This is a genomic window from Endozoicomonas sp. ALC020, assembly GCF_049275935.1.
In the GTDB taxonomy this organism is placed as follows: Bacteria; Pseudomonadota; Gammaproteobacteria; order Pseudomonadales; family Endozoicomonadaceae; genus Endozoicomonas_A.
Map to the genome: position 1 here is coordinate 5,217,695 of NZ_CP184830.1, position 12,672 is coordinate 5,230,366.

The following is a 12,672-nucleotide window of genomic DNA, read 5'->3' on the forward strand; positions in this document are numbered from 1 at the left end:
TTCTGAGCATCTGAAGCCAGAGGTACCTCCTGTTAATGTGCAGGTACCCTGGTTTAAGTACTCAACCCTACGAAATCATACTTTCTGACTCATTGTTCAGGCACTCTGACTGCGTTGCAACTCTGGTCACATAGCTTGCTATGTTCCCGTCATTGCGCCTTGCAGAGCACCTGCCCAATAAGCCAGAAATATTCGATTCCGTATGGCTGAGTACTTAGAGTTCACTGGCAGTTAGACACTTTTTAAAATTGCAGTTCCTGTTTGGGATCCACTTCGTAAGGCAGTGGCTGACAATTGAGTTTTTGTCCTTCACCGCCATCCAGTCGAATATCATTTTTCTGGGCGGATTCAACTCGAATCACCGCCAGCAGCTCTGTTCCCTGTCCGGTTTGAACGCTTTCAATCACTTCACCTATAGCTTTGCCTGTGCTATTGAACAGGTGCGTATCAGGTTCCAGCCTCAGCTGTTGGTCTGAGCTGAGGCGATAGCAACGACTCTTAAGCTGCCCCAGATTTTGCATGCGGGCAACTATTTCCTGGCCGGTGTAGCAGCCTTTTCTGAAGCTGACACTTTTCAGTGAGGGCAGGTTGAGATGCTGCGGAATGTAATTATTTGCGGTTTCCGGTGACAGGCAGGGCTCGACTGCGAGACAGTCCAGCAGCTGCCAGTGCTGATGCCCTGCGGGTGAGAACTGCTCAGTGAGTTTGTCCCAGAGTGTTGCCAGATGCTCGAAGGTAATCCAGAGTTCAAAACGATTCAGGCTCCCGGAAACATTCAGAAGCCAACCCTGCTGATCAATATTGAGCGCGCTGTTGCCATCGGGAACATCATTAAAGAGACTGGCAATTTTCTCTTCAACAGCATTTCCGGAAAGCCCCAGACAAACATACTTCTGGTCAGGGGTCAGTTCGGTTTTATAAAAAACAGCGTATTTTCCCAGGCCGGTCCGGGTGCTCTCAACCAGCCCCTGATGCATAGCCATCATAAATTGATCTTCACCGGCCATGAGCAGTCTGAAGCTGGTGAACATTCTACCTTTGGGGGTGCAGGCCGCTCCCCCGCAAAACTGGTCAGTCGCAAGCGTATCAAGATTGCAAGTGAGTTGTCCCTGGAGAAATTTCAGACTATCCGGGCCAGAAACCTGCAAAAGTGCTTTTTGATCCAGAACAGATAATATCGGGCTTTCCGGTTCGGCTGCTGGAGAGGCCTCACCAAAGTCAAGCAGTTTGCCGTTTTCATAACGAGCGCCCCGTTCAGTAAAAAACTGTTGGAATCTTTCTTCTTGATCGTTAGTCATGATCCATTCTCTGCAATGTTTCGAAAGTATGCTGATTTCAGTATCCCCGCTGGCTGGCAATGGATACAGATAAGGGCGGGTGAATGTTAGTCGTCATAATATAGAGTATTCAGGACTCTAACTAAACCGTATAATACTCGTCGCTGGAAACAAGATGCTTGTCCTGTCTACTTTTAGACAGGCTTCTGGTCCTGTGACAAGACTTTCTGTTCCTGTTTATCGAACTCAATCAAGGGAGTATTGCGATAATGTTGAGCGCTGATGATTTCAGACGCCTGCAATGGCACAGTCGACGCGGTATGCTGGAGCTGGATGTCTTGCTCGAGCCCTTCACCAATCAGGTTTTTAAAAAACTCTCTGTGGAAGATCAGTCTGTCTACTTGAAATTAATTGATTGCGAAGATCCGGACCTGTTTGCCTGGTTTATGGGAGAAGGTCGTCCTCAGGACCCTGGGCTGGCAAGTATGGTGGACAAAGTTCTGCAATATGCCCGTAGTGGTTTAGCGAGTGGTTTGAAGAATGCGGTTAGCATCCAATGATACTCTGATTGAAGTGCGGGCAGGCCTTTCTGTTCGTCACTTCATACTGGCTGTTTTCTGTTATCTGCTTGCCAGTCTGGCACTGTTTTTCACCTCTCTTGATTTTACTTACTCCCTGTTGTTTTTTGCAGGCCTGAATGCCTATGCCATTCATTATTATCTGTTGCGGCTAAAAAAGAGTATTGGCACTAGCGTGCTGGCTATTCGCTGGCATGGAGATCGATGGTTTATCGAGACTCATAAAGGTTGGCAGACATGCCGACCAAGGGGGGAATGGCTGGTATTGCCATGGCTGATGTGTCTGAGATTTCGTGGGGAGGATGAGCGAAATTATTCAGTGAATTTTTTCAAAGACTCTGATCACCCTGAATCGCTGCATGCTTTGAGGTTGCGCCTGCTGTTGATGACTGAAGGAAGAAATTGACAGCCACTGAATCATAGGGGGCTATTCACCGAACAGGTTTCGCTGGAATCTATAATGTTGTCTCTCGAGTCGACGATCCTGATACTTGACTATCATTATTGCAAAACCCATGCAACCTAGACCAATCGCGACGACTAACGCCAAAGCACAATGGATTGAGCAGGCAGGTTCAGGTTTTGCCAGATTTCCGTTTCTGTCTCTATTTCCATTTCTGTTTACATATTCAGTATCGGTCTGAACTTCAGTGAGCTGATGAATTCCATCGCCATCAATCCTGTACTCCAGCAAATATCCGTTTTCGTCACTGAACGAAAAGTAATTCGGCTCCAGGTCAAGACTTAACGTTGCCAGAGTCATCCCGTCTTGATCTTTGGTAATAATCTCTGTACCAACATTTTCAGGAATGGCCGCTAAGGCGTCTGGCAGTATATCTCTTGTTGAAGAGGATATTGATAAAGACCGGATTGGAGAAGGGTTGATTGTTGTATACGTCATTAGACCAGTGTCAGACAGGGTAACCGAGGTTCTTTCAGCCCTTGCTTTCCAAACGACTTCAATCGAATAATCCAGCTTTTTTTCCAAGCTTAGAATAGGTTTGAAGGGCTTAAACTCACCCCTTTTTGGGATCAAACCCTCTGGCCCGGTGTTATTATGGGAAGTCAAGTTAGCATTTATAAAAGTATTGTTTGAAGACTGGCCTGAATGAGGTGTTAGAATCGTGCTATTAGTGTCAGTAGCGTTGGTGACTGAAACCGGTAAGTCAGACTTATTTAAAACGTTCTGCAAACAGATCGGCGCAGCCGATGGACTGGAAACAGCTGTATCTATAACACTGTCTTCACTCTCTTCATAGTAGCCAAGATACAATTTTGAGGAATCGACCGGGTTTTCAATTAAAACCAGATGGAACAAAACCTCCTGTAATGAATGCCCCCTGAGTGTGTAGTAAAGAAAATCAGACTCCTTACTTTGAAAGCGGACTTTTGACTCAATTTTGTAAATTGGCTGACTCCCCCGCATGGACCTACCCAGCGGGTTTACGGAGACAGATATTTTTTTAGAGGTAGTCAGGGAGTAACCTTTCAAGAATTTTGTGAGTTTAATTCTGGCTCCTGATGCTAATGAATTTATGTAGTTTGTTAGCTTGTGAGTGCCTCCTGAAGAGCCGCCATCTCTTCGCGCTTCCCTTTTGTCCCTTTCAGAAACAACGTCACCTTCTTCATTAACGTCGTACTCATAAGAGTCGTATGGCAACAAACTATTTGCTCCGATCTTATCATTCCCAGCCCAAAGAGAAGAACAAAAAGGGAGCAGCAGAGCCAAAAGCAGGCTTGAAAATATCTTCATAAATTATGGTAACCAGCTGAAGAGGTTAAAAACCAAAAGAAAAAGTTGTTCGCCGGAAACAACAGCTGAACCGGATGATCAGACTGGTGGGAAGCTTAGACAGCATATTTTTACTTGTCCAATAAAGAAGTCGTCGATTGCATGAATGGTACTCGTGTTTATTTCAGGTTGCGCTTAGTACTGATGAATGCCGGTGCTTCCATGCATCAAACTATATGTTAAATGTCGTTAAAAAAGCTATTACAGTAGAGACTGCCATCAGTGCTGCAACTGGAGCAAATGAGAAGCGTATAAAAAAACTCAAGGATTTGCGTAAGGTCTCTTCTCCCAATGATTCTCATAATAGTGTATTAATGCGAGTGCACCGACGTAGAGTAATAGAAGCCCAGCAACCACTGAGCCAACCACGATTAGACTGGTATCATCAGGTCCTTCTTGAGAGGTGAAAACAATTCTGCCTTGATTCTCATATTCAGTTTCGGTATGAATTTTAGTGAGCTGATGAATCCCGTCCCCATCAATCCTGTACTCCAACAAATATCCGTTTTCATCACTGAATGAAAAGTGACTCAGCTCCAGGTCAAGGTTTAATGTTGCCAGAGTCATCCCCTCTTTATCTTTGATAATGATCTGTGTGCCGACATTTTCTGGAATGGCCGAGGCGTCTGGCAGTATTTCTCTCTTCGAAGAGGCTATTGATGAAGACTGTGGTGATAAAGACTGGGTTGGTGAAGGGTTGATTGTTGTATACGTCATTGTACTAGTGTCAGACATGGCAACAGACGTTATTTCAGACTTTGATTTCCAGACGACTTCGATTGAATAATCCTGCTCCTTTTCCAAACTTAGAATGGGTTTGAAGGGCTTAAGCTCACGTCTTTTTGGCATCAGACCCAGCGATCTGGTGGTGTTGTGGGATGTTAAATTAGCATTTATAAAAGTGTCGTTTGAAGTCTGACCTGAATGAGGTGGTAAAACCGTGCTATTGGTTTCAGAATCATTGGAAACCGGCGTTTCAGACTTATTTAAAACGTTCTGCAAATAAATGGGTGCAGCCGTTGAACTGGAAGTAGCTGTATCTATAACACTGTCTTCATCCTCTTCATAGTAACCAAGATACAATTTTGAGGAATCTTCCGGGTCTCCAATTAAAACCATATGGAACAAAGTATTCCGTAATAAATATCCCCTGAGTGTGTAGTAAAGAAAACCAGACTCTTTACTTTGAAATTGGACTTTGGACTCAATTTTGTGTACTGGCTGACTTCCCCTCAGGGACCTGCCTATCGGGTTTACGGAGACAGATATTTTTTTAGAGTTGGTCAGAGAGTAACCTTTCATGAATTTTGTGAGTTTGACTTTGGCGCCTGATGCTAATGATTTTATGTAGTTTGTCGCCTTATGACTGCCTCCTTTGTAGCCGCCTCCTTTGTAGCTGCCTCCTTTGTAGCCGCCTCCTTTGTAGCCGCCTCCTTTTGAGCCGCTTCCCTTTGAGCCGCCTCCAGAGGATCCACTGCCCCTTCGCGCTTCTCTTCTGTCCCTTTCAGGAACAGCACCAACTCCTTCGTCAGCGGCGTATTCCTGAGGATCGTATGGAAACACACCGTCTGGTCTGATCTCATCATTCACAGCCCAAAGAGAAGAACAAAAGGGCAGCGTCAGGGATAAAAGAAGGCTAGAAAGTAACTTCATGATTTTTACAAAGCACCTGAAGGATAAAAAATCAAAGAAAATTTTATTTTCCGAACATAATAGTTTTGTCAGATGTTTATGGTAGCAGGAAAATTCGATATCACATTGTTATCTGTCCACTCAAAATACATGAGCACTCTCTCTGGTTGTACGATATTCCAAACCACTACAAGCTCTGCGGAAAACGGTTTACAGAAATTCCAGTAGCCATATTGTCTCGCTCTTCTGAGCGGATTGTTTAGCAGAACGACATTGGTATCAGGGTCAAAAATTATTGTCCTGAATGTGCATACGGGAGGAAATGGTTGGTTTTTCGACATAGCCATCTGCACAAGGTAGACGCTGTGTTTAGTTATTGATGAACGCAGCGACGAATATCTGCTTATATTGCTGCCATAACGAATACTGGTGTTTCACTGCTCCAAACAATCAGTTAAATTTCGTTATAGAGGACATGAAAGCTGTAATTGCCACTAATGCTGCAACCGTTGGCAAAAGAGAGCGTATAAATAAACTCAGGGTCTTTTTATAAAGGCACTTCATCAAGTCTCGCAGGGGAACGATTCTTACGATGGTTTATAAATGCTGCCAAACCAACACAGCCTAATCCAAATGCGACAAGTCCGGCAATAAAATTACGCATGATGTCAGGCTCAGGTTTTTCCCGATCAGGATTAGACCCGTTTTTTTTCACATATTCAATATGAGTTTGAATTTTAGTGAGCTGATGAATCCCGAACCGATCAATTCCGTACTCTAGCAAATATCCGTTTTCATCACTGAGCGAAAAATAACCCGGCTCCAGATCAAGGTTTAATGTTGCCAGAGTCATCCCGTCTTTATCTTTGATAATAATCTCTGTGCCGACATTTTCGGAAATTTCTGCCAATGGGACTGGTTGTATTTGTTTTGTCGAAGACAATATTGATGAAGACTGGACTGGTGAAGGGTGTATTGATGAAGACACGGTTGCTGAAGTACTGGCTGCTGTAAACGTCATACTACTGGTGTCAGACATTACAACTGACGTTATTGCATCCTTTGATTTCCAGACTACTTCGATTGCATAATCCTGCCCTTTTTCCAGACTTAGTATGGGTCTGAAGGGCTTAAGCTCAGGCTCTTTCGGCATCAAACCCTGTAACCCGGCGGTATTCCTGGAAGTAAGATTGGTATTTATCAAGGTGTCGTTTGCAGACTGCCCTGAATGAGGTGGTAAAACAGTCTTATTGGTGCTGAATCCATTGATTTTGGAAGCCGATGTGTCAGACTTTTCCAGAACGTTTTTTAGAAAGATGGACGCAGGAGTTGAACTTAAAACAGTGGTATCAATAACACTGTCTTCATCCTCTTCATAGTAACCAAGATACAATTTTGAAGAGTCTTCTGGTTCTTCAATTAAAACCAGATGGAACAAAGGCTCCTTTAATGCATACCCACTGAGAGTGTAATAAAGAAAATTAGACTCTTTATTCTGAAAGCGAACTTTGGACTCAATTTTGTTTATTGGTTGACTCCCTTGCATGGTCTTAGCCAACGGATTTATGGAGACAGATATTTTTTTAGAGGTGGTGATCAAGTAGCCATTCATGAATTTTGTGACTTTAATTTTGGCTTTATGATTATATGGCGGCAGGCCGTCGTCAAAAATTTCATTATTCGCAGCCCGGAGAAAAGAGCAAAAAGGCAGCATCAAGGCTAGAAACAGACTTGAAAGTATCTTCATGAATTATACAAACCATCTTAAAGGATAAAAGCCAAAAACAAAGGTTGTTTTCTGGACGCAATAGCTTGCTTGAATGCCAAGAGCAGAAGGAAGCTTAGGCAGCACATTTTTACCTGTCCAGTCAAAACCCTAATGAAAGATTACGAAACGGACTGATTAAAGTTCATTGTGCCACAGCAGGTAAATAGTTGAGTACTTATGTTCTTTATTTTTTAAAAATATGATCGATCGCACAGTGATGGTCAATATTGGTCTATCCTTGTTCATTCGCAGGTTGGGTTTGCCTTGAATTGCAACTGAATGGATTGTGACTCTTGTCACTTTGAGCTGGCTTTCGGTGAGTATTTCAGAGTGTTGTCCAGATTGTAATTTTTTATGCCTGGCCACGATGGGCAGGAGCAAACCTGGTGTATTGAGTCATACCGATTGTGATAACAAAATGACCTCTATCGATAACTTACCTTCTGCTCCGGAACTCTCCAGTGACTTCATGCATTTTATGGAGCACGACCGCATGCAGGCCTGGGGTGTGCATGATTGCCATGCCAGAGCGTTCTATATGAATGAGCACTCTCTTCGGTTGTTCGGTATTCCACGCCGCTACAAACTCTGTGGAAAAGGGTTTTCAGAGATTCCAGCACCCATATTCTCTCGCTGTGCTGACCAGATTGTGGAGCAGAACAACATTTGTATCAGGGAAAAAAAAGAGATTACTGTCCTTAATGTGCATCCGGGAGGAAATGGCTGGTTTGCCTACATTTCCAGGAAAAAACCTCACTACAACCATCTGCACCAGGTAGACGGTGTGCTCAGCCATGGTTATTCGGTGACGCAGTCATGGATGAAAGCAGCCATGAACATCCGCTGTCTGATGAAGCTGGACGGTCGAGCCAGAGGTCAGTCAACATTTCGTGTGGGTGTCATGCCCAACCTGAGTCCCAGAGAGTCCGAGGTGTTGTTCTTCCTGATCTGTAATCAGCAGATCAAGCAAATTGCCGGCATTCTGTCACTGTCTGAAAACACTATCCGGTCCCACATTGAGCATCTGAAGAAAAAGTTTGATGTGCATTCCATCGCCCAGTTGATAGAGGCAGCCATTTCTGTGGGCTTTCACGACTTCCTGCCTCCTACTTTACGTCTCAGAGAGCTGTCTATGATTATGGCTAACGATCGGTGATGCACCTGGAGCCTGACCGGGCACAGACTGTCCTACGCGGCAACTGCTCCTGCGTTGCCGCGTAGGACAGTAGTCCGAGAGGCTTTTTGACGGGTGCTATTCTGAAACGGGCTCCCAGAAGCGGATAGATGATATGTGATGCTTTTTTGCAGACCTATTGAGATTAAGTTAAGTCATTTTTTTGCAATATTACTGATGAATTTTTCAGAGAGTTAGCTATGGCTTTGTCCCAGAAAAAGGTAATAGCGATTACATCAATGGGCGGACTCCTTGAAGCCTTCGATTTTACTGTATATGCGTACATGGTAGTCTATATCTCTCAGGTTTTTTTTCCAGCTTCTGGTACTACCAGTTCACTCATTAATACCTTTGTTACTTTTGCGTTTGGGTACATTTCCAGGCCACTTGGGGCTATCGCCTTCAGTCACTGGGGAGATCGCCATAGCCGTAAATCCAGTTTTACGGTCACCATTCTCTTAATGGCTATCTCAACATTATTGATTGGCCTGCTACCCGGTTACGCTCAGTGGGGGCTGCTGGCACCTGTACTCCTTGCTGTTTTACGTTTTTTGCAAGGGTTTTCTTTTGCAGGTGAGCTCTGTGGTGCTTTCGTTTATCTCTATGAAACCGTCCCTGCTCAATCAAAGGGTTTTGCTGTCAGTATCCTGAGTGCAACCACTATGACTGGAACTCTTCTGGGTATTGGCCTGCAAGGGGTTCTTGTTTATCTGTTGACGGTGGAGCAAATGATTGATTGGGGCTGGCGAGTGCCCTTCATACTGGGTGGATCTCTTGGGGCTGTCAGTTATGTCGTCAGAAGACATTTTGTGGAGCCGGAAGCTTTCAGGCAGCTGTTGGCTCGGGGTGAAGCAGAGAGAGTGCCAGTGCGCACCCTTTTCAAGCAATACAAGTCAAAAATTTTTACCGGGTTTCTGCTGGTTATGCCGGTGCTGGTTGCTGTGACAATCCTGGTACTGTTTATGCCTGGCTATCTGACAGGGCTGCTTGATTATTCGGCCAGAGAAGTGGCGGTGGCCAACGGGATCAGTATGTTTGTCGGAGTGCCTGTGTGCCTGCTGACGGGCTGGCTGGCTGATCGGTTAGACAGGCGCTATCTGATGCTGGGGTCTTCTTTTCTGATCGTTGTGATGGCCTGGCCACTTTTTCATTGGTATGCTTCTGGCGATGCGAATCTGCCGGTGACTGCTCTCATTGGAGCCATCTTATGGGGAAGTATTGATGCTATTTCCTTTTTGTTGCTGGTATCGGCCTTTCCAGTAAGCATCCGTTTTACCGGAGTGGCTTTCGTTTACAACATAGCTGCCATGATTTTTGCCGGATTTGGCCCGGTTATCTCAATGGGGTTGATTCGAGTGACAGAGTTGCAGGCAGCTCCAGCATTTTACCTGATGGTCGCTGGGGTTGTCGGCTGTCTTGGGGCGATGCTGATAGCGCCGGAACAGAGAAGGAACCATGCTCCTGTTTCTAAAGAGCCGAAACCCGGGGCTTAGAAAATGTCTGGCCTGCGAGTCTGTGGATTTCAGCCCTTTGGAGGTATTAAAACTTAATTGCGTTTTCCGGCACAAAATTTTCCGGTATCAGGGTAGTTTCCTTGCTGTGATCCTGTGTGAACGGGAAGTCCAGGTTGAAATGCAATCCCCGTGACTCTTGCCGGGAGAGAGCGCATTCAATAATCAATTCCGCAACCTGAGACAGATTTCTCAATTCAATCAAGTCATTGCTGATCTTGAAGTTGCTGTAAAAATCATGAATCTCATGCTGTAACAATCTGGAGCGGTTTCTGGCTCTTAGCAGGCGTTTGGTCGTTCTGACAATGCCAACGTAGTCCCACATGAAGCGTCTGAGTTCGTCCCAGTTGTGCGAGATTACAACATTTTCATCAGAGTCGCTCACCAGGCTGTCGTCCCACACCGGAATTTCAGGGCAGGGAGGTTGATCGGCGATGGTGCGGTTGATGTCTTCGGCACAACTTCTGGCGCTGACGAAACATTCCAGCAGTGAGTTGCTGGCCAGACGATTGGCACCATGCAGGCCGGTAAATGAACATTCACCGATGGCGTAAAGTCCCGGAAGGTCCGTTTGACCGTTAAGGTCAACAAGAATGCCACCGCAGGTGTAGTGGGCTGCCGGAACGATGGGGAGAGGTTCACGGGTCATATCAATCCCGTATTCCAGACACCGTTCATAAATATTCGGAAAGTGGGAAGTAATAAAATCCCGTGGCTTGTGACTGATATCCAGAAACAGACAGTCTGCACCCAGCTTTTTCATTTCATGATCGATGGCTCTGGCAACAATATCTCGGGGGGCCAGCTCGCCACGGTGGTCGTAGTCATCCATAAAGCGTGTTCCATCAGGGCGAACCAGCATACCTCCTTCTCCTCGAACCGCTTCAGATATCAGGAAGGATTTGGCCTTGGGATGGAATAGACAGGTGGGATGAAACTGGTTGAACTCCAGATTGGCAACCCGGCAGCCCGCACGCCAGGCCATAGCAATACCATCTCCGCTGGCACCATCGCTGTTAGTGGTAAAAAGATAGGCTTTGCTGGCTCCGCCACTGGCAATAGCCTGTGCACGTCCACGGAACAGTTTTACCTGGTCTGAACGAATATCCAGCACATAGACCCCGACGCACCTTTGCTCATCCAGGCCCAGTTTGTTGGTAGCAACGACATCGATGGCCAGGTGGTGCTCATAGAGATGAATGTTGGGTTGTTTTCTGGCTTTATCGATCAGGGTTTCTGAAATGGCTCTGCCGGTCGCATCGGCAGCATGAATAATTCTTCTGGTGCTGTGACCGCCTTCACGGGTCAGGTGAAAATTAAAGTTTTTTTCATCTTCTTCATCACGGGTAAAGGGGACACCCTGGTTAATCAGCCACTGGATGCTGGCATTACCCTGTTCTACAACGTGCCTGACAGTGGACTCCCTGCAGAGTCCTGCACCTGCAAGAAGTGTGTCTTCTATGTGTTTGTCCAGGCTGTCTTGTTGTGTGTCCAGAACAGCAGCGACACCACCCTGGGCCCCGGCTGAAGAGCCGGCCATTAGCTCACCCTTACTGAGAATGGCGACTTGAAGTTGGCTGTCCAGGTGCAGTGCTAGTGTCAGTCCCGCTGCGCCACTGCCAATGATTACTACGTCATAGTCAAGTATTGGATGCATGTATATTCTCTGATCCTTTTATAACAGACTGCTGGGTCTGTACCGGGAGTCTGTCACTGACAGACTCAGGTCTGAAAAATATTATGAACACGGGCAGGGAAATTATCCACTGGGCATCAATAGACAGTGGAGATTCCTGTGTCTGAAGCTGGACATAAAGTGAATATGGTCGTTTTACAGGTGAAACTGGAACTAAGAATCATGGCGGTTAAACTCACTTCCATCTAAAGCTGTGTCATAGGTTGCCGATGGTCTGTACGGAGAATATCACTCACCTTTGCAGTGAAAATCATTACGCTCCCTGAGGTTCGTAATGCAGTCTTCGCTTTTGGCGGTATATAAAGCAGACACAACGTACGGCGTTATAAAACACTGAAAAATCGGTATCTAGTATATAGAAATTATGGCGAGCACTATAGTACGCTGTGATAATCCGAATCAGTTTTCAGCCGATACTGTGAATTTTTTTGAATGAGTTCGGGAACTTTCTGGCCAAAACATGGTCTATATAGAAGAAAATAGAGTTCACAGCACAAGCATGTGTTTGTGGAAAGGGGGGGGGGCTGGTCAGCCGGGATGCCGATTTGTGGTCGGTCAGCTGACTGTCTCATATTTCCATTCCTTTCCCTTTTGCCCATGTGTTTTCTGCAATAGTGGGAGACCCCCTCTATGGTAGAACAACCACAGGCGGACAAGCAGCTCGTTGAGCGCGTTCAGAAGGGCGATAAAGCGGCTTTCGATATGCTGGTTCTCAAGTATCAGCATCGTGTACTGGGTCTGGTAGGTAGTTACATTACTGACTATCAGGAAGTGCAGGATGTAGCTCAGGAAACTTTTATTAAGGCCTATCGGGCAATAGACAAGTTTCGCGGCGACAGTTCTTTTTATACCTGGCTGTACCGGATTGCTGTGAACACTGCCAAGAATCATCTGGTTTCCAGGGGGCGGAAGATTCCGGAGTCTGAAATTGATGTTCATGATGCAGATTTTCTGGACACTACAACGTCTCTTCGAATGGTTGATACCCCCGAGAGAAATCTTTACCGGGATGAGATTGAACGGGTTATCCATGATGTAATCCGTCGTCTGCCGGATGAGTTGCGAACGGCTGTCGTGCTGAGGGAGTTTGATGGTCTCAGCTATGACGAAATTGCTAATGTTATGGATTGTCCCGTCGGTACGGTAAGATCAAGAATCTTCCGTGCCAGAGAGGCGATTGATAAGGAAGTCGAGCCACTTTTGCGTCGCGGTCCATAACTGGCCGTGAAGGCCATGAGTGAAGA

10 protein-coding genes are annotated in these 12,672 nt (G+C 45.8%); 5 read left to right on the top strand and 5 right to left on the bottom strand.

Going from position 1 to position 12,672, the window contains the following annotated elements; translation table 11 throughout:
- Window positions 1-242: 242 nt before the first annotated feature.
- The gene (locus ACOJUO_RS19125; protein ID WP_422133526.1) at window positions 243-1,298 is read right to left on the bottom strand and encodes a YgfZ/GcvT domain-containing protein; all 1,056 of its coding nucleotides are present in this window, start codon (window positions 1,296-1,298) and stop codon (window positions 243-245) included.
- A gap of 248 nt (window positions 1,299-1,546) precedes the next feature.
- Between ACOJUO_RS19125 and ACOJUO_RS19130 the strand changes: the two genes are divergently transcribed.
- Both ACOJUO_RS19130 and ACOJUO_RS19135 read left to right on the top strand, forming a co-directional pair.
- Window positions 1,547-1,837, top strand: coding sequence for a succinate dehydrogenase assembly factor 2 (locus ACOJUO_RS19130; protein ID WP_422133527.1), 291 nt, complete (start codon window positions 1,547-1,549; stop codon window positions 1,835-1,837).
- Window positions 1,818-2,261: a hypothetical protein gene (locus tag ACOJUO_RS19135; RefSeq protein ID WP_422137842.1), complete on the top strand. Its 444-nt coding sequence runs from the start codon at window positions 1,818-1,820 to the stop codon at window positions 2,259-2,261. The genes ACOJUO_RS19130 and ACOJUO_RS19135 overlap by 20 nt, the downstream gene beginning before the upstream one ends.
- A gap of 21 nt (window positions 2,262-2,282) precedes the next feature.
- Here ACOJUO_RS19135 and ACOJUO_RS19140 read toward each other — a convergent pair whose 3' ends face one another.
- The 3 genes from ACOJUO_RS19140 to ACOJUO_RS19150 all read right to left on the bottom strand — a co-directional run bounded on the left by ACOJUO_RS19140 (window position 2,283) and on the right by ACOJUO_RS19150 (window position 7,026).
- Window positions 2,283-3,518: a hypothetical protein gene (locus tag ACOJUO_RS19140; RefSeq protein WP_422137843.1), complete on the bottom strand. Its 1,236-nt coding sequence runs from the start codon at window positions 3,516-3,518 to the stop codon at window positions 2,283-2,285.
- A 390-nt stretch (window positions 3,519-3,908) separates the two neighbouring features.
- Entirely contained in the window at window positions 3,909-5,300 is a 1,392-nt protein-coding gene (locus tag ACOJUO_RS19145; protein WP_422137844.1) for a hypothetical protein, read from the bottom strand.
- A 526-nt stretch (window positions 5,301-5,826) separates the two neighbouring features.
- A complete protein-coding gene (locus ACOJUO_RS19150; RefSeq protein ID WP_422137845.1) occupies window positions 5,827-7,026 on the bottom strand; it encodes a hypothetical protein in 1,200 nt (399 codons plus the stop codon).
- A 439-nt stretch (window positions 7,027-7,465) separates the two neighbouring features.
- Between ACOJUO_RS19150 and ACOJUO_RS19155 the strand changes: the two genes are divergently transcribed.
- Window positions 7,466-8,203, top strand: a complete 738-nt coding sequence (locus ACOJUO_RS19155) for a helix-turn-helix transcriptional regulator (protein WP_422137846.1) — start codon at window positions 7,466-7,468, stop codon at window positions 8,201-8,203.
- 218 nt (window positions 8,204-8,421) lie between these two features.
- Window positions 8,422-9,714, top strand: a complete 1,293-nt coding sequence (locus ACOJUO_RS19160) for an MFS transporter (RefSeq protein WP_422137847.1) — start codon at window positions 8,422-8,424, stop codon at window positions 9,712-9,714.
- 46 nt (window positions 9,715-9,760) lie between these two features.
- Here the strand turns inward: ACOJUO_RS19160 and nadB are convergent, their stop codons facing one another.
- Window positions 9,761-11,389: an L-aspartate oxidase gene (nadB, locus tag ACOJUO_RS19165; RefSeq protein ID WP_422133534.1), complete on the bottom strand. Its 1,629-nt coding sequence runs from the start codon at window positions 11,387-11,389 to the stop codon at window positions 9,761-9,763.
- Window positions 11,390-12,058: 669 nt separating this feature from the next.
- On the opposite strand from nadB, the gene rpoE reads away from it, so the two are divergent.
- The gene (gene rpoE / locus ACOJUO_RS19170; RefSeq protein ID WP_422133535.1) at window positions 12,059-12,646 is read left to right on the top strand and encodes an RNA polymerase sigma factor RpoE; all 588 of its coding nucleotides are present in this window, start codon (window positions 12,059-12,061) and stop codon (window positions 12,644-12,646) included.
- Window positions 12,647-12,672: the final 26 nt, after the last annotated feature.

What these genes read in the sequence shown, in the direction of transcription:
- nadB (WP_422133534.1), bottom strand. Translation starts at nt 11,389, where the DNA reads ATGCATCCAATACTTGACTATGACGTAGTAATCATTGGCAGTGGCGCA.
- ACOJUO_RS19125 (WP_422133526.1), bottom strand. Translation starts at nt 1,298, where the DNA reads ATGACTAACGATCAAGAAGAAAGATTCCAACAGTTTTTTACTGAACGG.
- ACOJUO_RS19135 (WP_422137842.1), top strand. Translation starts at nt 1,818, where the DNA reads ATGCGGTTAGCATCCAATGATACTCTGATTGAAGTGCGGGCAGGCCTT.
- ACOJUO_RS19150 (WP_422137845.1), bottom strand. Translation starts at nt 7,026, where the DNA reads ATGAAGATACTTTCAAGTCTGTTTCTAGCCTTGATGCTGCCTTTTTGC.
- ACOJUO_RS19130 (WP_422133527.1), top strand. Translation starts at nt 1,547, where the DNA reads ATGTTGAGCGCTGATGATTTCAGACGCCTGCAATGGCACAGTCGACGC.
- ACOJUO_RS19160 (WP_422137847.1), top strand. Translation starts at nt 8,422, where the DNA reads ATGGCTTTGTCCCAGAAAAAGGTAATAGCGATTACATCAATGGGCGGA.
- ACOJUO_RS19155 (WP_422137846.1), top strand. Translation starts at nt 7,466, where the DNA reads ATGACCTCTATCGATAACTTACCTTCTGCTCCGGAACTCTCCAGTGAC.
- ACOJUO_RS19145 (WP_422137844.1), bottom strand. Translation starts at nt 5,300, where the DNA reads ATGAAGTTACTTTCTAGCCTTCTTTTATCCCTGACGCTGCCCTTTTGT.
- rpoE (WP_422133535.1), top strand. Translation starts at nt 12,059, where the DNA reads ATGGTAGAACAACCACAGGCGGACAAGCAGCTCGTTGAGCGCGTTCAG.